At 39.4% G+C, this 23,676-nt stretch carries 19 protein-coding genes and 1 pseudogene; 6 read left to right on the forward strand and 14 right to left on the reverse strand.

Annotated features, from left to right (window positions below):
- Positions 1-5 precede the first annotated feature (5 nt).
- The gene (locus tag L0668_RS11665; protein WP_235312764.1) at positions 6-1,274 is read left to right on the forward strand and encodes a PepSY-associated TM helix domain-containing protein; all 1,269 of its coding nucleotides are present in this window, start codon (positions 6-8) and stop codon (positions 1,272-1,274) included.
- A 407-nt stretch (positions 1,275-1,681) separates the two neighbouring features.
- Here the strand turns inward: L0668_RS11665 and L0668_RS11670 are convergent, their stop codons facing one another.
- The 5 genes from L0668_RS11670 to L0668_RS11690 all read right to left on the reverse strand — a co-directional run bounded on the left by L0668_RS11670 (position 1,682) and on the right by L0668_RS11690 (position 7,053).
- The gene (locus tag L0668_RS11670) at positions 1,682-2,326 is read right to left on the reverse strand and encodes a UPF0149 family protein (protein WP_235312765.1); all 645 of its coding nucleotides are present in this window, start codon (positions 2,324-2,326) and stop codon (positions 1,682-1,684) included.
- A gap of 54 nt (positions 2,327-2,380) precedes the next feature.
- Positions 2,381-3,688 (reverse strand): Na+/H+ antiporter NhaC family protein, encoded by a 1,308-nt coding sequence (locus tag L0668_RS11675; protein WP_235312768.1) that lies wholly within the window; start codon positions 3,686-3,688, stop codon positions 2,381-2,383.
- A gap of 83 nt (positions 3,689-3,771) precedes the next feature.
- Positions 3,772-4,899, reverse strand: a complete 1,128-nt coding sequence (locus L0668_RS11680) for a MalY/PatB family protein (RefSeq protein ID WP_235312770.1) — start codon at positions 4,897-4,899, stop codon at positions 3,772-3,774.
- A 46-nt stretch (positions 4,900-4,945) separates the two neighbouring features.
- Positions 4,946-5,329: a response regulator gene (locus L0668_RS11685; protein ID WP_235312773.1), complete on the reverse strand. Its 384-nt coding sequence runs from the start codon at positions 5,327-5,329 to the stop codon at positions 4,946-4,948.
- A gap of 158 nt (positions 5,330-5,487) precedes the next feature.
- Complete coding sequence (locus L0668_RS11690; RefSeq protein WP_235312775.1) at positions 5,488-7,053, reverse strand: SulP family inorganic anion transporter; 1,566 nt, start codon at positions 7,051-7,053, stop codon at positions 5,488-5,490.
- Between the two features lie 371 nt (positions 7,054-7,424).
- On the opposite strand from L0668_RS11690, the gene L0668_RS11695 reads away from it, so the two are divergent.
- A complete protein-coding gene (locus tag L0668_RS11695; RefSeq protein ID WP_235312777.1) occupies positions 7,425-7,571 on the forward strand; it encodes a hypothetical protein in 147 nt (48 codons plus the stop codon).
- Between the two features lie 21 nt (positions 7,572-7,592).
- Here the strand turns inward: L0668_RS11695 and L0668_RS11700 are convergent, their stop codons facing one another.
- Together L0668_RS11700 and L0668_RS11705 are read right to left on the reverse strand one after the other, a co-directional pair.
- Positions 7,593-7,913, reverse strand: coding sequence for an isochorismate lyase (locus tag L0668_RS11700; RefSeq protein ID WP_235312779.1), 321 nt, complete (start codon positions 7,911-7,913; stop codon positions 7,593-7,595).
- A 636-nt stretch (positions 7,914-8,549) separates the two neighbouring features.
- Entirely contained in the window at positions 8,550-9,317 is a 768-nt protein-coding gene (locus tag L0668_RS11705) for a TrmH family RNA methyltransferase (protein WP_235312780.1), read from the reverse strand.
- A gap of 193 nt (positions 9,318-9,510) precedes the next feature.
- Between L0668_RS11705 and rlmE the strand changes: the two genes are divergently transcribed.
- Positions 9,511-10,131: a 23S rRNA (uridine(2552)-2'-O)-methyltransferase RlmE gene (gene rlmE, locus L0668_RS11710; RefSeq protein ID WP_235312781.1), complete on the forward strand. Its 621-nt coding sequence runs from the start codon at positions 9,511-9,513 to the stop codon at positions 10,129-10,131.
- Between the two features lie 503 nt (positions 10,132-10,634).
- On the opposite strand, the gene mrcB is transcribed toward rlmE, so the two are convergent.
- Together mrcB and hrpB are read right to left on the reverse strand one after the other, a co-directional pair.
- A complete protein-coding gene (gene mrcB / locus L0668_RS11715) occupies positions 10,635-12,983 on the reverse strand; it encodes a penicillin-binding protein 1B (protein WP_235312782.1) in 2,349 nt (782 codons plus the stop codon).
- Positions 12,964-15,507, reverse strand: coding sequence for an ATP-dependent helicase HrpB (gene hrpB, locus L0668_RS11720; RefSeq protein ID WP_235312783.1), 2,544 nt, complete (start codon positions 15,505-15,507; stop codon positions 12,964-12,966). The genes mrcB and hrpB overlap by 20 nt, the downstream gene beginning before the upstream one ends.
- Before the next feature lie 94 nt (positions 15,508-15,601).
- Here hrpB and thpR point away from each other — a divergent pair, with 94 nt between their 5' ends.
- On the forward strand, positions 15,602-16,138 hold the full coding sequence (thpR, locus tag L0668_RS11725) for an RNA 2',3'-cyclic phosphodiesterase (RefSeq protein WP_235312784.1): 537 nt from the start codon (positions 15,602-15,604) through the stop codon (positions 16,136-16,138).
- A gap of 29 nt (positions 16,139-16,167) precedes the next feature.
- Here the strand turns inward: thpR and L0668_RS11730 are convergent, their stop codons facing one another.
- Both L0668_RS11730 and L0668_RS11735 read right to left on the reverse strand, forming a co-directional pair.
- Entirely contained in the window at positions 16,168-17,514 is a 1,347-nt protein-coding gene (locus L0668_RS11730) for a serine hydrolase domain-containing protein (RefSeq protein ID WP_235312785.1), read from the reverse strand.
- 117 nt (positions 17,515-17,631) lie between these two features.
- Positions 17,632-18,879, reverse strand: a complete 1,248-nt coding sequence (locus tag L0668_RS11735; protein ID WP_235312786.1) for an EAL and HDOD domain-containing protein — start codon at positions 18,877-18,879, stop codon at positions 17,632-17,634.
- Positions 18,880-19,124: 245 nt separating this feature from the next.
- Between L0668_RS11735 and purU the strand changes: the two genes are divergently transcribed.
- The gene (purU, locus tag L0668_RS11740; RefSeq protein WP_235312788.1) at positions 19,125-19,979 is read left to right on the forward strand and encodes a formyltetrahydrofolate deformylase; all 855 of its coding nucleotides are present in this window, start codon (positions 19,125-19,127) and stop codon (positions 19,977-19,979) included.
- Positions 19,980-20,002: 23 nt separating this feature from the next.
- On the opposite strand, the gene L0668_RS11745 is transcribed toward purU, so the two are convergent.
- Positions 20,003-20,572 (reverse strand): hypothetical protein, encoded by a 570-nt coding sequence (locus L0668_RS11745; protein WP_235312790.1) that lies wholly within the window; start codon positions 20,570-20,572, stop codon positions 20,003-20,005.
- 287 nt (positions 20,573-20,859) lie between these two features.
- Between L0668_RS11745 and L0668_RS11750 the strand changes: the two genes are divergently transcribed.
- Positions 20,860-21,429: a paraquat-inducible protein A gene (locus tag L0668_RS11750; RefSeq protein WP_235312803.1), complete on the forward strand. Its 570-nt coding sequence runs from the start codon at positions 20,860-20,862 to the stop codon at positions 21,427-21,429.
- Positions 21,430-21,489: 60 nt separating this feature from the next.
- Here the strand turns inward: L0668_RS11750 and L0668_RS11755 are convergent, their stop codons facing one another.
- Both L0668_RS11755 and L0668_RS11760 read right to left on the reverse strand, forming a co-directional pair.
- Positions 21,490-23,421, reverse strand: coding sequence for a diguanylate cyclase (locus L0668_RS11755; RefSeq protein ID WP_235312791.1), 1,932 nt, complete (start codon positions 23,419-23,421; stop codon positions 21,490-21,492).
- A 121-nt stretch (positions 23,422-23,542) separates the two neighbouring features.
- Positions 23,543-23,676: pseudogene (locus L0668_RS11760) on the reverse strand (IS3 family transposase); the annotation flags it as partial.

A 23,676-nucleotide genomic window follows, 5' to 3' on the forward strand; every position in this document is an offset into this window, starting at 1 on the left:
ATATTATGAAAAAGAACGTACAACTCAATCAGTGGTTATGGAAATGGCATGTTATTGCTGGGCTGATTACATTGCCGTTTATGCTACTTCTAGCAACGACAGGTGTGATTTATTTATTTAAAACGGATTATAACCAACAGGTTTATCAGTCAACACTAGAAGTTACTCCAAACAATAAGCCAGCGCTAAGTTACCAGCAGCAGTTAGTTGCAGCTCAGCAAAGTGCTAACAAGCCGATTGTAGCAGTCACTTTACCTACCTCACATGACCAAGCCACTGAATTTAAAGTGAAGGGTCAAGGCCGAGCGACGAACGCTTTGTACCTTAATCCTTATTCGGGAAAAGTCACTGGGCAAGTGGATCAAACACAAACCTTGATGTACACCGTTCGAAAATTGCATGGAGAAATATTGCTTAGCAAACCAGGCACCTTAGCTGTGGAGCTAGTAGCCAGTTGGTTCGTGGTGTTAATTCTAACGGGGCTTTACGTTTGGTGGCCCCATGCATCTGCAAAGACTACAGAAAGTAGTGCAGCCGGTTTTTTTACTATTCGCACCAATAAAGGCAAACGCCTGTTTTGGCGAGATTTACATGCAGTGACAGGTTTTTGGTTATCTTTGGTCATGTTAGCTGTGTTAGCTGGAGGCATGCCATGGACAGATGTATTCGGCAGCCAACTTAAATGGGTGCAAACCCAAACCGACAGTGGTTATCCAAAATACTGGCGCAGCAGTCAAGGCTTAAGCTCTACACCGAATCAACAACACTCCCCTTTGGACTTAGATCAAATTGTTGATATCGCACAGGGCTATAAACTGCCAGGTCAGATATCGATTAACTTCCCCAGCTCCCCCACTGGTGTGTATAGCATTTCAAATCACGCTTTGTGGTTAGATGATCAACAGATGATCCATTTAGACCAATTCAGCGGCGAAATTGTAAAGTCTTACACTTGGGATGATGTAGGAATTTTGATGGAGCTAAGACAAATATTCATGCGCCTGCACCAAGGTGAATATGGTGCCGCCAATTGGTGGGTTATGATCTTTATTGGCTTGGCGTTTATTATTGCCACTTCGGCAGGTTTAGTGTCTTATCTTAAACGAAAAAGAAAAGGCAGCTGGAGTATCCCCAAAGTGCCGGCCCGCTTCAATGTAGACAAAACCTTAGTTTCACTCATCATTGCTTTAGGGGTTTTGTTTCCCATGTTTGGAGGAAGTTTGGTGCTGTTATGGCTTTGGGAGCAAAGAAAACGATTCGCAACTAGGCTCTAGTTGCTAGTTGCTAGTTGCTAGTTGCTAGTTGCTAGTTGCTAGTTGCTAGTTGCTAGTTGCGAGCATGTTTTTAAGAAGAAAAGCTTAGGTCAAGTCTGAACTAATAAATGTTAGCTCAAGTTACACTATTAGTTTTGTATTTTACTTGGGCATTTCTCAAGCTCGAAGATTGCTGCAGCCGACAAAAAAGATAAGAGCCAAAAATAGTAATTACAGAAGAAAAAGAGGCTTCGCTACACAGAGAAAAGCGGATGAGAAATCAAAAGAGGGTTTAAATCTTAACAGCCCTAAATTTGCAATTTTCTGACTTTTCTTCTGTGCTCTCTGTGTTCTCCGTGGTTCAATATTCTTTTAGTTTTTCCCTTTACCTTTTGCTTCAAGCTCGCAGCTAGTAACTCGTAGAAGCTTTATTCTTTAAAGGTTTCAAACTGATTCGGTAAAAAATCCACCAGCCTGCCAGATAGCCCTACATAGGTTTTTAAACTTTGCTCAAACGATAAAAATATCTTTGGCAATATGTTTAATAATTGATCATTGCCTCTGGCTTCTGCCTGTTTGAGGGCTAAAGGAATGTCGGCAAAAGTAGTAAACATGTATAAACAATGGGAGAGGTCTTTTTGTAGTTGAGTTATTTTTTTGGGGTCTGTGACTTTCATTTTATCCCATGCATTTTGCCATACAGCTTCTAACTGGCTATGACCCATCAACATGCCTTGGCACCACAAAGATAATTGGCTATCAGTCGAAATATCACCGGCAAAATTGACACCTTTAGGCAGATGAATTTTTTCGTCACTCATATCTTTTAATTGATGTTTAAGTAATTTCATTAATAAGTCAGTTAACTGATCGGCCTGTTGTTCGTTGGCTAATTGCTTCTTAGTTTTGATAATCCAAGGCAACCAGACTTCTGGCATGGGAATTTCAGGCGCAGCACAAACAGCAAATACGCTCCCCTGAATAAAAGGGTAAGGCTGTAAAGCGATAGATAGAGCGGGTGAGTCACACAATTCACTTAAAGCGTCGTGGGCTGAAGATTCAAATTTTGGCATAACTCTCATCTTGAGATGTTGATTTTACTATCCTAGCAAAAAACTTTGCTCTGGTTAATTATTGTTAGCGCTAGAGGCAAACCTTGGAATACCAGTAAAAATAGAGATACCCCCCAAAAGTAAGATTAACATTGGATACCAACAATAGGGTGTTAATGCAAAAGGTGACACACCAGCTAAACTAGCAGCGGCTAAGAGCTGACCTCCATAAGGCACGAGCCCTTGAAAGCCACAAGAAAAAATATCTAAAATACTTGCGGTGCGTTTAGGGTCAACCTCAAATGACTGACTAAAGTTTTTAGCGATTGGCCCTGCTGTCACAATGGCTATAGTATTGTTTGCGGTCGCCACATCTAAAAAACTGACTAACATGGCACTCCCCGCCTCGGCTCCCTTAGCGCTTTTCACTCGTTTTTGAATACTTTGAATTAACCAGGCCAACCCGCCATAAGCTTGCATTAAAGCCACTAATCCGCCAATCATTAACGCTATCGCCACCATGTCTTGCATCCAGCCCATGCCGGTTTGAATACTTTTCAGCATGGAAGGAAAAGTAAATATGCCCTTAACTAAGCCAATTACACAAGCTGATGCAATGCCTACTCCCAATACAGATATCACATGTAAGCCGCATAAGGCACTGACTATAATCACAATGTAAGGGAGAATTAATGTTAGATCATAGTTGTTCTGCGTGATGTCTATTGTGCCACCTAAACTCACTGTCATTAACAAGATAATGGTGACCAAAGCTGCTGGTAATACGATATATATATTGGCTTTAAACTTATCTCTAAGTTTCACCCCTTGAGTTTGAGTAGCAGCAATTGTGGTGTCTGAAATAAATGACAAATTATCCCCAAACATAGCACCGCCCACCACAATTCCAACCACTAACGAAATAGGTAAACCTAAACTCTCAGCCAAACCTATGCCAATGGGCGTGATGGCAGTGATGGTTCCCATGGAAGTGCCCATGGCAAATGCGATGAAACAGGTAATAACAAACAAGCCTGGCAACAACCAAGCGGTAGGAATGTAATGCAATGCCCAATTTACTGTGGCATCGCGGGCACCAATATCAATTGTGACCGCATAAAAAGCTCCGGCTAACAAAAATATCATGCCAAGCAGAATGATGGTTTTGTCACCTCCTCCTTTACAAAATACTTCTATTTTTTCGGCAAAGGAAAACTGGCGATTTGGGCTATTTAACATAAAGGCATAGGCCGTACTTAAGGTAAATGCCACCAATATCGGCATAGTAGTAAAATCTTGGGTAATAGCACTAGAGCCCACCACAAGTGCCACAAACACAAATATTGGAGTTAATCCTAAAAAGTTGGATGAGGGGGACATCATATGAAAACCTACAATCTAAAAACTACCAGACTATGCCTTGCCTTGCACAGTGCATACAAGGCAAGAAAAACACAGAATACTAACTAAGCTGTTAGACGAACGATAGCTTGCTCTAACTGCTCTCTGGGGCAACCAAAATTTATCCGTATAAAGTTTTTATCACCAAAATCAGCGCCAGGCGAAGGACCTACCCCCTTGTCTTCAAAATATTTCTGAGGATTATCAACACCTAAACCACTAGCATCAATCCAAGCTAAAAACGTGGCTTGCGGCGGGATCAACTTTAGCCCATCAATTTTGTTAATTTCGGTGGTTAAATAATCTAAGTTTCCACGTAAATAAGTTATCAAAGCTTGATGCCATTCATCACATTCAGTGAAAGCAGCCAGTGTGGCCTCAAGGCCTAATACAGTTACCCAAGGCATAATGCCTTTAGCTGCATTGATAAATTGTAATCTGGTTTTTGGATCTTCAATTATGGCAAAAGAGGTACCTAAACCCGCTATATTAAAGGTTTTACTGGCAGCCATTAGAGTCACTACTTTACCATTAAATTCGGGAATCTTCCCCGCTGGTAGATGAGAAGCGTTTTCGTCTAAAATTAAATCGCAATGGATTTCGTCAGAACAAAGTAATACATCATTATCGACACAGATTTGTGTCACTCTAGCTAACTCTTCGGTACTAAACACTGAACCCACAGGGTTCATAGGGTTACACACGATAAACAACTTACAAGCTGGATCTGCAGCTTGTTTTTCTAATTCAGAAAAATCTATAGTCCAACGTCCATTTTCTTCAACTGTGCCAATATCTACTCGCTGCAAACCATTAATTTTAGGTGCAGCCAACAAAGGTGGATAATTTGGGGTTTGGATCATCACCTTGTCACCTGGCTGGCAATATGCCTTACACGCCACATTAAACGCAGGTACTACGCCTGGTGTCCAAACTATCCAATCAGCCGAAATTTCCCAACCATATTGACGAGCTAACCAGTCAACTACCGCTTGATTTGCAGCTTGGTGATGTGCCGGCAAGGTGTAACCCATAAGCCCATGATCAGTGCGCGCCTGCAGGGCATTTAAAATAGGTTGAGCACATTTAAATTCGGTATCGGCCACCCACATAGGCAAAATATCTTGGCCTTTATATTTTTCCCATTTGAAAGAGTAAGTTGGTTTTCTATCGATTATTTGGTCAAACAACATGCAAGGTTCACTTAAATTGAAAGGTTAATTATTGGGTTTAAAAAATTTAATCCGCATCTCGGATTAAACGTTCTACTTTACTTAATAAACTATTGGTATGAAAAGGTTTTACAATAAAATCCGTTGCACCTAAACGCATTGAGTCAACCACCAGCTCTTTAGTTGCATTGGCGGTCAACATTAAAAAAGGTGTATTACTATGTTTTATCCGCAATGCAGCCAGTATGTCTAAACCACTGACATCAGGCATTAGCCAATCACAAATCACCAAAGACACAGAATCCATCTGGCTAGAATTAACAAAATCTAAAGCCTGTTTACTATCTGAAAAACTAATAATCTTGCCGGAAGTTATTTCCTCTAACACCACTTGCAGCAACTCAAGAGTGATAGTGTCATCGTCAATGATCAATATATTGGTGTCGTACATTAACTCTCCTTTTAATAAAACCAGTTCCAACTGCGAAAATATACTTATTGATTAAAAAACTTAGTAGCAACAAAACTAGTAGGCATAAATATTTACTTTAGACTAAGTAGACATATATCCCTAAGTTTTGTCGCCAGACTGAGTTATTGGTTAATTTATCAACCTAACTTGTTAGATGCCACATGATAACGTGGATCTTCATTCAAATTCATCTCAACATATTCTTGTGCTTTAGTCATCAATTCCCGACATTCAGGACTAATATGCCTTATATGTAATTTTTTGCCTTGCTGAGCATATTTATCTGCCAATCCGTCTATGGCATCAACACCCGATGAATCCCAAACCCTTGACTCATTAAAGTCGATGACCACATCTTGGGGGTCGTTTTGCGGATCAAACAATTCTTTAAAATGCAAAACTGAACCAAAAAATAACGGACCTTCAAGCTCGTACACTTTCCAACCGTCTTTGTCCTCATGGGTTTTCGCATGAATATGAGTAGCGTGTTTCCATGCAAATACCAAGGCTGAAACAATCACACCCACCACTACCGCAATAGCTAAATCAGCAATAACAGTGATAGCTGTCACTAAAAACAATACAAAAGCATCTTCTTTATTTACACCGCGAATAATTCTAAATGATGCCCATTCAAAGGTACCAATTACCACAATAAACATCACACCTACTAAAGCGGCTAATGGGATCATTTCAATTAATGGTGCAGCAAACAAAATAAAACCTAACAATACAACAGCCGCGGTAATGCCCGATAAACGACCACGCCCACCAGAGTTAATATTAATCATACTTTGACCAATCATGGCACAACCACCCATACCGCCAAAGAAACCGTTTACTGTATTGGCTAAACCTTGACCTAAACATTCTCTGTTACCTTGGCCACGGGTATCTGTCATCTCATCAATAAGCGACAAAGTTAACAAAGATTCTATTAAACCAATCAAGGCGATAATCACAGCAGTTGGCAATATGATGTATAGAGTTTCAAAGGTGAATGGCACCATAGGAATTGAAAATGTGGGTAATTCACCGGCTAAAGTAGCCGCGGCTTTTTGGTCTTCTGGCAACATGTCACGTACAAAATCGATTACGGTTCTGGCCTCTAAATCCAACCAATGCACTAAAACAGTCACGCCCACAATTGCGACCAAAGACGCGGGGACCGCTGTGGTTAACTTAGGTAAAAAGAAGATAATAGCCATTGTCAACAAGACTAAACCAAGCATGATGTAGAGCATGTCACCCTGCATCCACTGCAAATTACCTAAGTTATCCAATATTTTAAATTGGCCGAGTTGAGCCAAAAAGATCACTATGGCTAAACCGTTGACAAATCCGAGCATAACCGGGTATGGCACCAGCCGAATAAACTTACCTAACTTAAACGCACCGGCCAACATTTGTAATACCCCAGCCAACAAAACAGCAGCAAATAAATACTGAATGCCATGCTGGGCAACTAAAGCCACCATCACCACAGCAGTGGCACCGGTTGCACCAGAAATCATACCCGGCCTACCACCAGCAATAGAGGTAATTAGCCCCATCATAAACGCAGCATATAAACCCACCATAGGCTCAACACCTGCGACAAAGGCAAAGGCCACTGCTTCTGGCACTAGTGCTAAAGCAACTGTGATCCCAGACAGCACATCGTTTTTCACGTTGCTATCTTTGCTGGTGATCAAATTAAACATTTGGATTCCCCGATTATTTAAGAGTGTTCAAAAATTAGCCGCGGATTTTAGCAGAATTTAATAAATGTTTCTTTTAACAGAATGTTAAATAAGCAATTAATTTAGAATATGACAGGAGCATGGGCTACGCTCACTAAAATATGCACTTCGTTCACCGTCATCCTGACGTTTTTGATACGGCGTCCATGCCGCACCAGTTACTTTTAAAAAGACTCAAAAGTAACCAAAAGGTCATTTGCTCCACAAACTTCACAAGTCTAAAAATACCTATCCTTAAATGTCGAACCGGGCATAAGCCGCGTCCATGCTATGAAAGATGCCCTTATCCAAGCATCCATGCTTGGACATTCGACAAGGCTAGGCGTTTTTAGGTGAAGTTTCAGTCGCGAGGAAAACAAAAGCATGGCTGCGCCATAGACAAAAATGAAATGTGGGTCTGTTTAGTCAATAACGCCCTGTTAAGGGGAAAATTATTGTTGGCTAAAATGTTGAGCGGAGCGAAACTAGCCAACTGTTAGAAGTCCCGCTTGAACAGCTTGTTATACGTTTGCTGTCTCGGATTCCCACTTAGTCATTTCTTCTTTAATAAAATGATTAACCAAATCACGATACATTTTTTCGATAGCGTCAGGACTTAAACCTGCAGCTGACGCCCAAGTTCTACGTTGCTCCAACATAGATTTGAATCGTTCAGGGGCGCGAACAGATGTTTCTGATGTTTTAAACTTTGCAGCCGATTTAACATACTCGAATCGTTTGCCTAAAATGGCGATGATATCTCGATCCATTTTGTCAATTTCAGCTCGAATATCTTCCATACCCGTGCAATTTTCTGGTTCAACATTATTTTGATACTTCATGATGGTACTCCTTACCTTTGATAAAACGTATAACGCTTATTATCGAGCATGTCGTATATATAACTTCTCGATTTGATTTTTAATTTAGTCATCATCAGTATTTACCTTTTGATTTTATTATGTATTTTTTACTATTCTGCTATCAAGAATACGCATATTTCAAAAGCAAAAGGAGGCCTGACTTTAACGCGACTTTTCTGCTTCCTATTAAAAACCATGTGCAAAATATTTTCCATAGTTAAATTAATAACCGCTTTTTCAGTAGAGCCGTTTTTACTAAAATTAGGCTTGCTCTCCACGGGTTAATAACAAAGCTATTTTCTTTATCGGCAGCGCCGATGCTTTTGATTTTATCGCGACTGAAACTTTTCCTAAAAAGACCTGTTCTTGTCGAATATCCAAGCATGGATGCTTGGACAAGGGCATCTTTTATAGCAGGGATGCGGCATATGCCCGGTTCGACATTAAAGGATAGGTCTTTTTAGAATAGGAAAGTTTGTGGAGCAAAAAGACCTTTTGGTTACTTTTGAGTCTTTTTAAAAGTAACTGGTGAAGCAGGGATGCTTTATCAAAAACGCAATGGATTGCGGTGAACGAAGTGAATAAAAAGTGGGCGTAGCCCATGCTTTTAAGAAATCAAATAGACAATTGATAAACACACATATTCACTGCACTGGCTAAATTCAATGAATCGATACTGCCGTTCCCAGGAATAGTGAAAGCTTGGGCGTTACAATCAGCTAACGCAGTAGAAGGTACGCCTCGCGCTTCATTACCAAATAAGTAACACTCGTAATTGGCAAACTCAGAGGAATTAACTTGTGTACCTTGCATGTCTAAGTAGGCAAACTTATTAAAGCGAGTTTGTAATTCATCTAGCTCAACATCTAACTCAATGGGTACATGAAAAATAGCGCCCATGCTAGATCTCACCACTTTGGGATTAAAAGGGTCGACACTGTTAGCGCTTAGCAACAATCGAAACCCTCCAAACCAAGCTAAGGTACGTAATATGGTGCCTAAGTTACCAGGATCTTGTACTTCATGTAGGTATACACAGCGCTCACCTTTTTTCTGGCTAGTTGGCTTTGCTATAGATTGCGACGACGAAAGTGTTAATTCAGCGGGCAGAGGCACACAAGCCACTAACCCTTGAGGCGACTTAGTATTGCTCAGTTGCCCCATATGTTTTTTACTAACCACATGAATCTCAAATACGGGATCAAGCTTGTTTGCCCATTCTTGGTATTCTTCGGTCACGTATAAACTGATAGTTGAAACATTCAATTGAGATGTTAAGGCTTTTTGCAACTCTAAAATGAGATGCTCACCTTCCACTAGATAATGACCAAACTGCACACGGTACTTTTTTTGGTGCAGCTTTTTAACATCATCTAACTTCATATCAACTTACCCTAAAATTTGTCTTTGTAACTTCAGAGCACAATTGTATCTCCTTGCTTGATTTAAGTCAGGCAAAAACAGTCAATTGCTATTAATCTAAAAAATCAAACATTAACCATCTATGGAATTGGCAAATTAAGCGAGCAGGCTTACAATAGCGCCAATCGCAGAAATACCAACACTTGAGTAATTTATGGCCCAATCAGCAAGCAGTAAAAAATGGATGGACGAACACGTCAGTGATCCCTATGTAAAAAAAGCCCAAGCTGATGGTTACCGCTCGCGCGCAAGTTATAAACTGATTGAAATAAACGACAAGGACAAGCTGTTTCAACCAGGTAAAATTGTGATGGATCTGGGTTCTGCTCCCGGAGGCTGGTCACAAGTTATCGCCCCCATAATCGGTGATTCAGGCCATTTAATTGCATCAGATATTCTGCATATGGACAGCATAATCGGCGCTCACTTTATTCAAGGTGATTTCACCGAAGAATCGGTATACAACGAAATTTTGACCGCTTTAAATGGCGAAAAGGTAGATGTGGTTGTGTCAGACATGGCCCCTAATTTAAGCGGGGTAAAAACCACAGACCAATACTCGTCAATATATCTTGTAGAGTTAGCTCTGGACATGGCCCGCAACGTACTTAAACCCAACGGTAACTTTTGTGCAAAAGTATTCCAAGGTGTTGGCTATGAAGAATACGTAAAAGATGTACGACAATCGTTCAACAAAGTAGTGATCCGCAAACCACAAGCATCACGTCCAAGATCACGTGAAGTGTATGTAGTAGGTAAAGGGTTTAAAGGTTAACTTATGTGCTTCGCACACAAAGCATGGGCTACGCCCTCAGAGCAATCACTACGTTCACTGTTATCCTGACATTTTTGATGTGGCATCCCTGCCACACCAGTTACTTCTTTTCAAACGACAAAATAAGTAACCAAGAAAATCTCTGCTCCAACCAATTTTTTGGCCATATTCAAAATAGCCTTCAATGCCAGAGCGGCGAAAGGTAACATCCATGTAAAGCTATTCGCCTTGCCCAGACGTCCATGTCTGAGCATCTGACAAGGCTATTTGAAATACGGAAAATTGGATTCGCGACTAAATCAAGAGCATGGTGCGTCACTTTAGACGCTGCGCTTATGATATTCACTACGTTCACCGTAAACCTGACGTATTTTCAAACAGCATCCCTGCTGGGTGAGAATATGCAATGGATTGCAGTAAGCAAAACGCATGCTTGGTGAACGAAGTGAATACTTTTAATCTTAGTAGCGCAGCTATGCTTCTAAATTCACGCTAATTTCCAATTAGTCAAATATTTTTTGCCACCAACTTTTTGGTTTCTCTGGCACTCGTGACTCTCCAAAACACTTTTTAGGTGTTGGCGGTAAAGCATCGGTAATGGCTGGCACACTGTAAGTGTCTTTACAGCCAGCTTTACTCAACTTTCCTGTTTCCATGTCGAAGTGAGTAATTGCTAACCCTGATGGAAAACGCCTGACCAACGACTTAGGCTCTTGCTGTTGTTGATAACCAATAAATAACTGCATGGCACCACTTGCGCCACTCAAATTCACAGGTTGGTTGTTGTCTTTACCTATCCAGCTGGTGATCAAGATATTTTTATCAAAGCCACTAAACCAGCTATCGCGATAATCGTCGGTAGTGCCGGTTTTGCCTGCCATGTTAATGTCTGGAAATTTGCTTCTAATGGATTTAGCTGTGCCCTCTAAAGTGACTTTATGCAGTGCATAATTCAGCAAATAACTGGCTTGTTCATCCACTCTTTGTTCGGGTGCTTGGTCAAAATGCCACAATAAATTATTGTCTGGCGACATTATGGCCGTGATGGAATGTAAGGGAATATACCGCCCATTATTGGCCATGGTTTGATACATTTGATTGACCTGCAAAGGCGAAAAATTTACCGCGCCTAGTGTCATGGCTGGATAAAGAGCTATATCTTCTTCAACACCTAAGCGCCATATGGTATCTGCAATAGTGCCTAAACCTAAGTTCATGCCCAAGGTCACGGTTGGTACATTGAGTGATTTGGTTAAGGCTGTGAGTAAAGGTACTTGGCCACGGAATTTTTTATCGGAGTTTTGTGGTTGCCATAACTTACCTTCGGTACTTTTGAGTTTAATGGGTTCGTCGGTTAACAAGGTGGCTAGGTTATAGTCTGCAGCTTGTTCAAGAGCCGTTAAATAAATAGCGGGTTTAATTAATGACCCTATGGCTCGTTTGGCATCCAAGGCGCGGTTAAAACCTGCATAATCAACTTTGCGGCCCCCTACAATTGAGCGCACTTCGCCTGAATCAATATCGGTAATGATCATAGCGGCTTCAAAGCCTGTTTTACCTATGCGTTTTTCTTGCTTTATCACTCCCGCAGCCACGGCTTTTTCAGCTTTTAATTGAGCATTAGAATCTAGCGTGGTAAAAACTTTTAAGCCGGATTGCCTGATATTGGGATTATCTAATACCTGTTTTAACTCTCTTCTAACCATATCCATAAAAGCAGGATGTTTGTCTTTTTTAAGACTTGCCCCTGTGGCTAATTTAATGGGTTTAGCTACCAGTTCTTCGTATTCATTGGAGGTTAGCAGATGATCTTCAAACATCATGCGTAACACTAAATCACGACGAGTTTTTACTCTTTCTGGATACCTTTTAGGATTGTAATAGGAGGGGCCTTTGATAATGCCCACCAACATTGCCATTTCTTCAACACGTAATTCATTTAACGGGCGGTCAAAATAGAAATAGCTAGCCAGGCCAAAACCATGTACACCTGTATCGCCATTTTGGCCTAAAAATACTTCATTTAGGTAGGCTTCTAAAATCACGTCTTTGCTGTATCTAAACTCAATGATAAGCGCCATTAAAGCTTCTTTAGCTTTGCGGCTAATGGTTTGTTCGCGGGTTAAAAACAGATTTTTAACTAACTGTTGGGTTAAGGTACTTCCACCTTGTACAGTTCTACCTGCTGATACATTGGCTATCAAGGCGCGCATAATCGATAAAGGGGCAATACCAAAATGCTGATAAAAGTCGTTGTCTTCCACTGCAACTAAAGCCTGGGTTAATAGTGGAGGCACATCATGAATATCAACTAACATGCGGTCTTCGCGATCACTACTTTGAAGGCGGGTGACCAACCAAGGTTCAAGATAAAAACTATTAATAGACTCTCTCGTGGTCAAATCTTGAATTTTACTAACCCGTTGTTTACTTAACGTCACTTCTATAAAACGTAAATCTTCTGCACCATGGGGGAAATCAAATTGGCGTCTTTGGATACGAATACGGTTACCTAAAACTTGATATTCACCTGAGCCTTGAGCCCGTGTAACTTTGCGGTAACCAAGCAGGGTTAATTCTTCTTCAATTTCGTTAATAGTAATTTCTTGTTTGAGGGCCAAGTAAAGTGGTCGTGCAAATATTTGCGCCGGGACTTGCCATTTGTTGCCAGCAAACTTTTTACTAATTTGCGCATCTAAGTAAACACAGTAACCGCCTAATATTAACGCGCCCACAACAAATAATTTAAACCAGTTACGAAAAAACCAACGAAATGGATTCATTCGTTGCCAAAAGGACGGTTTAGTGTCGGCTGTGGTTTTAGTTGTTTTTTTAGGCACGGTTTTGCTCATTCATTAACATTCTTTTTTTAGTTGTGGTGGTAGCTTGAGAGTTGACAGGATCATCAGGCCAGAAATGTCGAGGATAACGGCCTTTCATTTCTTTTTGAACCTCTTTGTAAGAGCCATTCCAAAATCCAGGTAAGTCTTGGGTGGTTTGTAATGGCCTCTGGGCCGGAGACAGTAATTCAATAGTTAGCGCCAACTTACCTTTATTAACCTTTGGATGCTGCTTTAGCCCATAAAGTTCTTGCATACGTACCGACAAAGTCACTTTTGTATTGTTTGATTCTGAACCTTCATTTATTGAATCTTCAATTCTTGGAGCAAAATAATATAGGCGACTATTACGACCACTAGGTAAAGCCAACACCTCTGGTAGATGTTCATTTAAAATTTGTTGCTCAGGATAATCTAACAAAGCCTTTAATTGGCCGCTAAAATTACATTGAGATAATTGCGCCCAACTAGTGACATTATTTAAATACGGTAATAACCAAGAGTCCATAGATGCCAATAAACCAGCGTCAGAAAAATCTGCTAACACTCCTTCAATTTGCAATTCTTTCGCCAAACGCACCCGATAAACAAACTGCCAAGTTGTTTCATCAAAGGGCAAATCTTGTATACCTTTTTTAGTAATCACTTGTTGCCAAATATCACAGATTTGTTGGCTAGATGGTTTTGCCAAAGGCTGTTTTACAATGGTGATTTTGCCTAGTGACTTAATAGAATACGCGGCAATTTTTTGCTGAGTATCTTCCCACTCTAACATTTCTTGTTGATTAATTAGATGAGAAAAATGTTGCTCTATTTGTTTTAAACTAATTGGTTCAGCATAACGTATTTGAGCATTATCTTGCTGGCTATCACTTGAAGTCATAGTCCCTACGGCCAACCATTTTTGCGCAAGCAGCGCATCATCACGTTGCAAAACAGCCCCAGCCCCATTTGCTAGCTGATAACGTTCAGCACTTCTTTGTTTAGCTAACCACTGTGGGTAAGCAAAACCTACCAATACAGCCACATCTTCAAATGGCCAGCCAGATGCTGGGTTTGCAGGTAATTGGCAATTTAGTTTTTTATGCCACTGTTTTATGATTTGCCAAATAGCATGATTTTTTTGTGTTAACAAAAAATGCAGGCGGGCTGAAATTTCAGCTCCAATAATTTGACTGCTTGTACGTGGTAGTGGGTCTTTACTTTCAAATAAAGCGGCTAAAGTACAAGCCAAACTCAAATGAGCCTGGCTTATCTCTTTGCTTTTCAGCAGCATGACTGCGATAGAAGGGTGTCCGCTTAAACCATGAACTTGCCTGCCTAAAGGAGTAATGTTTTGTGATCTGTCAAGCAAACCTAACTGCTTTAAAAAATCACTACCTTGGGCTAATTGAGCATCAGTAGGGTAATCGATCAAACTTAATTCTTTGACTGGTGCGCCCCAGATTGCACTTTCTAACATGAAGCTACTCATGTCGGTTTGCAATATTTCTGGTATTGATTGAGGTGTTAGTCTGTCTTGTTGTTCTTTACTCCATAATCGATAACAAGTACCAGGGCCTAAACGCCCTGCTCGCCCGGCTCTTTGTATCGCTGAAGCTTGAGATATTTTTTTAGTTTGCAGATGAGTGATGCCACGATTGAGATGAAATACCGCAGTTTTTTCCACCCCACTGTCGACAACAAATTCGATACCTTCAATGGTTAAACTGGTTTCAGCAATGTTGGTGGCTAGTACTATTTTTCGTTTACCATTTTTATCTGGCTGTAGAGCTAAATCCTGTTGTTGTTTTGCTAGTTCTGAATACAAACAATGTACCGACACATCAGCTGAAAAATGTTGCTTTAGCTTTTCTGCAGTTTTATTAATATCTGCCGCGCCCGGCAAAAACACTAAACCGTCTCCTTGATGCTTAGCAAACACCTCAATCACTACACGGCTGATATTTTCGGCTAAAGGCAAACTTGAATGACCCACTCGGTATTCGATTTCTACTGGATAGGTTCGCCCCTGAGATTCTAATAACTTAGCCTGAGGCATTAAAGTTTGGATGGCTTGTACATCTAAGGTGGCTGACATCACTAATAACCTGAGATCATCCCTCAGTGCTTGTTGCACCTCAAGACATAAGGCCAAGGAGAAATCTGCATGGATATTGCGCTCATGAAATTCATCAAAAATCACCAAAGCCACATCAGGTAACTCAGGTTCATTTTGTAACATACGGGTAAGAATACCTTCTGTTACTATTTCAATACAAGTGTGAGCACTAACTTTGGTTTCACCTCGAATTCGATAACCGATTGTCTGCCCAACACTTTCATTTAGTTGCTTAGCTAAGTAAGTGGCAATATTTCGAGCGGCTAACCTTCTGGGCTGTAGCATCAAAATCTTTTTATGTTTAAAACACTCAAGTGTTAACAACGACAAAGGTAAACAGGTAGACTTACCTGCACCAGGCGGAGCGACAACAATAGCATCACCGCTATTTAGTTGTTGATGTAAGGCTGGTAAAATTTGGCTAACGGGTAACAAGTACTATCTCATTGGATATAAATATATTTTCTGATTGGGATCATATCAGCTTTTTGGCACACAAGGTGTGCGACTAAACAGGGAATATGCATAGATGCGAGCATTTTTAGGTTTATCGCCAGATGCCAAAACAAAATTGGCAATTGATGCGTGGCGACACAAATCCTTACCGCAATTTAATGCCCCAGTTCCTGCGGCTAACTTTCATGTTACCTTAGCTTTTTTAGGACAAGTCACAGCTAAACACTTAGATAGCATCAACACTGAAATTGAAAACATGCCAGATATCGCCGAGTTTGATGTGACATTAGATCAAGTAGGCTATTGGCCTAAACCAAAAGCCTTTTGGTTAGGTTGTCAAAATAGCGCCGAGCAACATAAGCAACTGGCTAAACAATTACATAAAATAGCCAAGATTGCAGGGCTTAATCTGCCTAAACACCCCTATATACCCCATTTAACATTAGCCCGTAAATGTAATGAAAACCCACCAGCCCCATTAATCCAACCCAATTTTAATTGGCGAGCCAAAGAATTTCATTTGTATGAATCTGTGTCTAGCTCTCATGGTGTGGCTTATCATATTAGGCAATCTTGGCCATTAAAAATGTCCTTTAGTTTTAACCGATAAAAAAACTGCCCTATAAATTGAAGCAACGCCTAATTTAACGCGGCAAGGATTTTGCTAAAATTTTTGTCATCAGGATAGGAACTATCCCAACCCAATCGAACGATCACTGTATTGTGCGTAGGAAAAATCATTACTCTTTGTTTGCGATTTCCCAACATTGCGTATGTATCTTCAGGCAAGTCTGGCCAACGAGCAGCATCGCCACCTGTATTTAACCAAAATTGAAAGCCATAACTACCGTCATTCAAACTTTCATTTGGGGTAGTCGCAGCTTCTACCCATTCTCGACTCAAAACTTTTTGATTATTGATTACCCCCTGATTAACCATTAATAATCCCATCCTGGCCCAATCTCTAGCAGACGAAAATATATATGAACTACCAACAAAAATCCCCTCAGCATCCACTTCAAATACTGTATTTGCCATTCCTAGTGGTTGAGCTATTTGTTCATAGAAATAATTAATTAGCGTTTGTGGATCGCCACCTAAAGAATCAAAAAGGTAACGCATTAATATATTTGTGGTACCAGAAGAATAATGGAAATGTTCACCAACCTGATAAATTGACGGTTTATGTAAAGCGAATTGGGATGTACTTGGCTCTAAAAACAACATGCGAGTCGCATCAGTTCCTGGTATGTAATTCTCGTCAAATTCCAAACCAGAGGACATTTGCAATAAACTTTTGAGAGAAATTTGGTTTCTTTGGTCGCCTTTCCAAGGCGTAAATAACTGAGTGCTATTTAAATCAATTTGCCGTGTTGTGACAGCATGCCCCAACATTATGGCAGTTAAGCTTTTGCCCATAGACCAACCTAATAATGGTGTGTTTTGGTCAAATCCAGAGCCATATGCTTCCGCCAAGATTTGACCGTCTTTCACTACTAATAAGGCTCGGGTATCTAACCCAGCTAATTTGTCAGCAGCCATAATTTCATCGACCACGGCTTGTAATTGGGTATCGATAGAATTAACAGTTTCGCCTGCAGGCCACAACAAGGAAGAAGAATTAAATGAAGGGACGGTTAAACTGTTTAAATCAAAGGTAGCTTGAGCATTATCTAAGGTACAACCCAAACCTTTTCGATAAGTAGCACTAGCTTGTGACAAACCAAGAAAGTTGGTGGAGACACTGCTTTGATGGTAATAAATATCTAGTAAATTATTAGCCGGCGAATAACCAGCCAAATCGGATACAATCTGTGCTTCAGACAAACCGCCGACAAACTTTCCAGAACAAGCAATTTTAGCCCCCAAGCCTGTAGATACACCTAATGCATCATCTATCGCAAAAACAGAAATCCCAAGCCAGCGTAAACCACTGGCAATAAATATCAAAACGACAACGAGAGAAATACTCAATTTTTTCAACATATTACTACTGCAGAAACTAAAATAAATAAGGTTGAAATCAGAGTACCATGTTCATGAAGCTCATCAAACATAGCAACGGGTATAGTAAATGTGTGCCAACTTACGATTTATAGGATGTTACTGGATTATTCCCCCCATTAATTCATCAGCCCATTTTAGACCTTGCCAATAAGCACTATTAAGTAGTTTAAAAGATTCATTTTCACTTTTCGGTCGCTGATTTTTTTCAAACCTGATTAAGTTAGATAACAATTCCCCCATAGGCCCTCGTCGTTCGCAAAGCGCGTCTTTCAATTCATTCGATAAAGGTAGGATCTCAGTGACTTGTTGCATATTAAGACCTAATACCGCATCAATTCCTGAAAATAAACCTAACGAAAAGTATTCACCATCATTTTTAAGGTTAGTGTCCATCACACATAATTCTAAGGTTTTAGCTCGGCTCAATAGCGTACGAAAAATTTCAACTGGCGACTCGGATTCAGAAACCAATAGAAGTATGATGGCCCATCTTTTAACAGCCTCAACTCCCAACATGATCACGGCTTCACGTACGTCACTGACTTTACGTATAAACGAAAACAATGAGCTATTAACCAATAAAATCATTTTCATGGCTAAACGAGGATCACGAAGAATAGCTTCAGCAATTTGCTGATTGGAAATGTTAGGTTTGGTTAGTTCAGATAAAAGCTGCAAAGTGATTTGTTGGCTGGCTGAGATTTTTGTACCATGAATTAACCTAGGCCGCTCCAAATAATAACCTTGAAATAGAGTAAAACCCAATGCTCTGCACAAATCGAACATTTCGTTAGACTCGACTTTTTCGGCCAATAAAGTAACCGAGTACTTAGCCAAGTTTTGCACACCTTTTTTTAATTCCTCTGGAGTACAAGCTAGTACATCCACTTTTACAATTGAGACTAAATTTAAAAAAGGCTCTCTCTCTGGTTCAAAAATATAATCATCCAGTGCGAATCCAAATCCCTGTTTTTTGAGAGCTACAATGTTATTTAAAACACTAGTGGTCGCTGGTACAGATTCCAAAATTTCTAATATAATTTTGTCAGATTGAACGGGGAAAAAACCTGGAGAGTTAATAAACTTTTCATCCACATTGATAAATACAGGTAAATTATCGTTAACCTCTACGTCTAGTACACAAGCACATATATTATTAAGTAACTCCCCAGTTGCTCCCATACCATCGTCAGTATTGTTGATATCAAAAAGACAGCCTCGGTAAAGAGCTTCATACCCATATATATTATGTTTTTCATTTAGAATAGGTTGCCTAGCGAGTAATACTTCTTTTTGGAGTAGAGCAATTGGTGAACAATCGATTGGTGCTTTTTTATGCGACATCTCGCTTATTAATCCTCAGTTTAGCCAATAGTTGAAATCAAAAATTCGCTGTAATTTTATTTTAGTTTATTGAGTCTTAGTAAAGATTCAGAAAAATACAATGTTTCAGTTTCAACTAATTCATCACATAAGACTAAAAGGTCGAATTTATAGCCTTGATTTTTTAATTATTTATTTTTGTTCTTTACCCTAGGTACGCAAGCAGGTCACAATAGACCTATTAGTAAACTCGAACAATTTTTATCATGCAACAAACTTTTAGATTAGTCATAGATTGTCCTGACCAGGTGGGCTTAGTCGCAGCAGTAAGTCAATTTTTAGCCACCCAAAATGCGACCATTACTGAAGCGAACCACCATACCGACTTGCAAACCGGGCGCTTTTTTATGCGCCACGAGATCAGCGCTAATTCAGTTAAACTGACAATTGATAGTTTCAAGCAAGCATTCGCCCCAATTGCTGAAAAATTTGACATGAATTGGAAAATAGCCGACTCACATCAAAAACAAAAAATGGTGTTGTTAGCCAGTCATGAATCTCATTGTTTAATGGATTTGTTACATAGATGGCATAGCGGTGAATTACAATGTGATATTCCGTGTATCATAGCCAACCACCCACAAATGAAACAATTTGCCGATTGGCATAATATACCGTTTCATTGGGTCAATTTTAAAGACCAACCCAAAGAACAAGCCTTTGCAGAAGTGGAGCGTTTGATCGAAGCTTACCAAGCCGATTTAACGGTTCTTGCCAGATTTATGCAAATAGTGCCGGATCATTTATGTCAAAAATTAGCCGGTAAAGCGATTAATATTCATCATAGTTTTTTGCCTTCTTTTGCTGGTGCTAAACCTTATCAACAGGCCTACGAGCGTGGTGTTAAGTTAATTGGTGCAACCTGTCATTATGTCACCAGTGACTTAGATGAAGGCCCAATTATCGAGCAAGAAGTGATGCGTATTAGCCATAGTGATAGTGCTGCTGATATGGTGAGAAAAGGTAAAAACTGTGAAAAAACAGCCTTAGCAAATGGGGTGAGATATCACCTAGAAGATAGAGTGATTATTCATCACAATAAAACTGTAGTATTTGCCTAATGAAAATAGCTGGAGTGCATTGTCTAAAAAAAGCCATTGTACTCTAGGCTAATTTTACTATTAGCCGCGCCGGTTTCATACCAAGTGCCAGTATTTCTTATTACGTCCCATTTTTGACTAGAAAGCGAAAGTTCCCAAGAATGTTTAGTGGCAAAGCCTTCTGCACGTGCAGATACCAACCATTCCGTATTAGCTGGTAAATCAAACTGTAAGCCTAGTACACTTTTAAATTCAGTTGCAGATTGAGTTATCACTCCAAAACCAAGACTTAAGTTATGCGACAACTTATACCTTGGCACAAAAACTAATTCTTTAACCGAAAGCTTTTGGCTAAATACTCCCCAAGATAATTTTGCTTTGGCATAACTCACAACCGATTCAATGACAAAATTATCACCAACTGGTTGGGAAAATTGAAGTTGGTATTCTTTTTGTTTACAGCCGTTAAATTTAACCCCTGATGAAGCGACATCTAAGTCAAAGTGTTCTGGCATCCAGGTTGCTAACCAATTTTTCGCCAAAGCCAAGCGTTCTGAACCCGCTAAACAGGGGCTAGAAAGTAGTAGACATGAAAGTAAAATTAAACACTTCATTTTAGTATTCTATTCACACTTTGGCTTTTGGACATGACTTAATTTTAATCAAAAAGACCAGAACTTCTGTATAAAAGCGACTAACAATGTATAAATAACCATACCTTAATGAGTGTTTAAATATCCTTTGCCTTATCTAAGACCTTGAATATTAACCGTTCCAACTTTTTTAGTTAAAATGAAGCGAGTTGAAACAATTTTTAACTCGAATAGAAAATGAGTTGATATTATCCTTGCATCACTATTTTTACACAATCATACAAAGGTTAAACATGCTCAGTAGATACATGCTCTTTAAGCATCTTGGATTTGGCTTAAACATTATAGCCTTAGGATTATTTTTCCCCGGCATTTTATTAACTATGTTTAAATTTGATATGGAAATGAAAGCTATGCTAAGTGGCTCTTCTTTAACGTCTACCTTAATAGACAAGGAGTTATCTATAATGGCAACAGTGCAAGAACTATGGGATGACCAGCGGTTATTAGTGGCAGGACTTATTTTTGCTTTTTCTGTGTGTATTCCACTTTTAAAAACTTTACTGCTGACCTTTGCTTATTTTATAAAAACACAAGAACTGGCTAAAAAACTAATTGGATTGGTAAATGTAATCGGAAAATGGTCTATGGCTGACGTTTTTGTTGTGGCAATATTTTTGGCTATTTTATCCACTAACCATGCAGATACTAGTACAGCGCAAAATGTGAGTGTTTTCGGTTTTAATATCGCCATAGAAATAAGTACTCAAACTCTCTCCAATGCTGGTGAAGGGTTTTATTACTTTGTGGGGTATTGCCTTGTGTCTATGATCGGAAGTCAATTAAGCCGCTCAGCTATACCATCAGTTCCAAAATAAACGACGCCTGTTATCCAAGAATATGTCATCGAGTGATTAATCAAAATGTTTAGCAGTAAGCTATTGCACCACTTCAGCTGATTTTAAGGTATTTTCCACCTCAATAGACTGAACTTGGTCACGTCCTCTATTTTTAGCTAGATATAATGCCTGATCAGCAAGAGCAATGAGTTGTTGAATATTATTAGTACTGGCTACTGTAAATCTTTCGAGGGATGCAACACCTAAACTAACAGTGACATCTTTAACTTCATGGCCCATTTCTAACAACTGAATTTTAACGCCGAGTCTAATTCGCTCAGCAAAATGAAGAGCTTCTTCACGTTCCGTATTAGGTAAAACCAATAAAAACTCTTCACCACCAATTCTGCCGATCTTATCTGACTCTCTGAGCATATTCCTCAAAATCTTTGCTATTGCTTTTAAAGTTTTATCACCTTCAGCATGGCCATGTTGGTCATTGATCAATTTAAACCTATCAATGTCTAACATTATGACGGATATTGCATGGCCATAACGCACACTTACAGCAAATTGATGCTCAGCATGGGCGATTATAGTTCGCCTATTATCTAAGCCTGTTAAGCCATCTCTAGAAGCCAATATTTTCGTTTTATAATAGAGGCGATAAATTATCAAAATTAACCCCATAAACAGAACTAATAATATTAATAATCCAATTAACATCAAGTTCTGATTTTGCTGTATTTCTTGTTGCAAGGTGACTTTAGACTGTAATAACAAATTATGTTCTTCTAAGGAGGCCTTCTCTCGCTCAGAATAAATATTTTCTAATTCTTGTTGACGTAATTTAAACTGTACCGACAAACGAGCAGTTTCGTTAGTTATATCTAAACGAGCTTTAGTTAGCAGAGCTCGCTCGGCTTTACGCATATATTCATAGGCTTGTTGATAATCTTTATTTTCGTTTAACAAAATGCCGTGAGTGGCGTAGGCATCCCATTTAGCAGAGTAATCATCTAGCGGCTCAACTAACTCAGTGGCCGCTTGGCTATATTTTAAACCCTCATCCAATTTTCCATTGTCTAAAAGCAAAGAGCTAAAATGCACATATGCATTAGCTATATCGATAGGTATACCTAGTTTTTCTCTTATTTTTACAGACTTAGTTAACCATTCAAGAGCCTCTTTGGGCCGAGAGTCACCAATAAAATAGGATTTAAGTAAAAATGCATCTGCTAGGCTACTTGTATTTTGCTGGTGTTCGAAGTCGGCTGTTGCTTCATCTAATAAAACGAGGGCTTCGAGTTTATCACCCACAATATTGGTCATTTGGGCTATGGCCATCTTACTAACAGCAATATCCACTAGATCTGAGTTATCAAAAAAGTGTAAAGAACGCTTATAATGTTCTAGCGCAGCTTCATAATTTTTTAATTCATACTGAATATCCCCTAGATAGAATAGACTCTTGCCTTTAAGCCTAGACCAACCATTTTGACTGGCGAGCTCAAATACTGACGTCACAATACTTATTGCCTCTTCGTACTCTTGAATATAAGCCTTATTTAGGCCGAGTAATAAATTGAGTTTAGTCTGTAAATAATTGTCTGAAATATTCACTTGGCCATTTTTTTGATCAGTTTTTAATAACTTTAATGCCTGATTTAGGCGTGAATCCGCCAGATTAGATTGTCCTGAAAAGTAATCACTATAGGCTTTAAAATAAAGTAACTGAGCCTCTTGTTTTTCACTTAAACTGGTTATGTCTGAACTTTGTATGCGACTAATCAAAACATTCAATAAATCAATGCGGTTATATAATATATATAGATCAGCCAAGTTGGATCTAACTGAAAATTGAGTATCAAAATCATCTAGAGAGGAAGTATGCTCAATAATTAATTTACGTTCGAGAATAGGAAAGGATTGTCTTTGATCAATTGTATCACTTAGATCAAAGGCGAAAGCATTAGTAGTTAATGAAAACATCCCCAACAGCAATAATGCTTTTAAAACTAGTGGTTTCAATACCTATCCTTTTGGATTAAAAGTTGCAATTAAGCTTCAAATTAAAACTATTACATAGTGCAAAATTTCTATCTAGCAAAAATATAACAAAATGTCCCGTCCTAGAAAAAGTTGACGGTTTTTAAGCCAGCGTTTTTCGCTGGCTTTTTATTATATGCACTTTGCTAGGTGTTTTCACACCTAAACTCAAGTGCGGCCTCATCTCGTTGTAAATGCTTATTGATTCGCTTACCAATATTCTTAGCTCATCCAGTG

The organism is Paraglaciecola algarum, assembly GCF_021532655.1.
Lineage (GTDB): Bacteria > Pseudomonadota > Gammaproteobacteria > Enterobacterales > Alteromonadaceae > Paraglaciecola > Paraglaciecola algarum.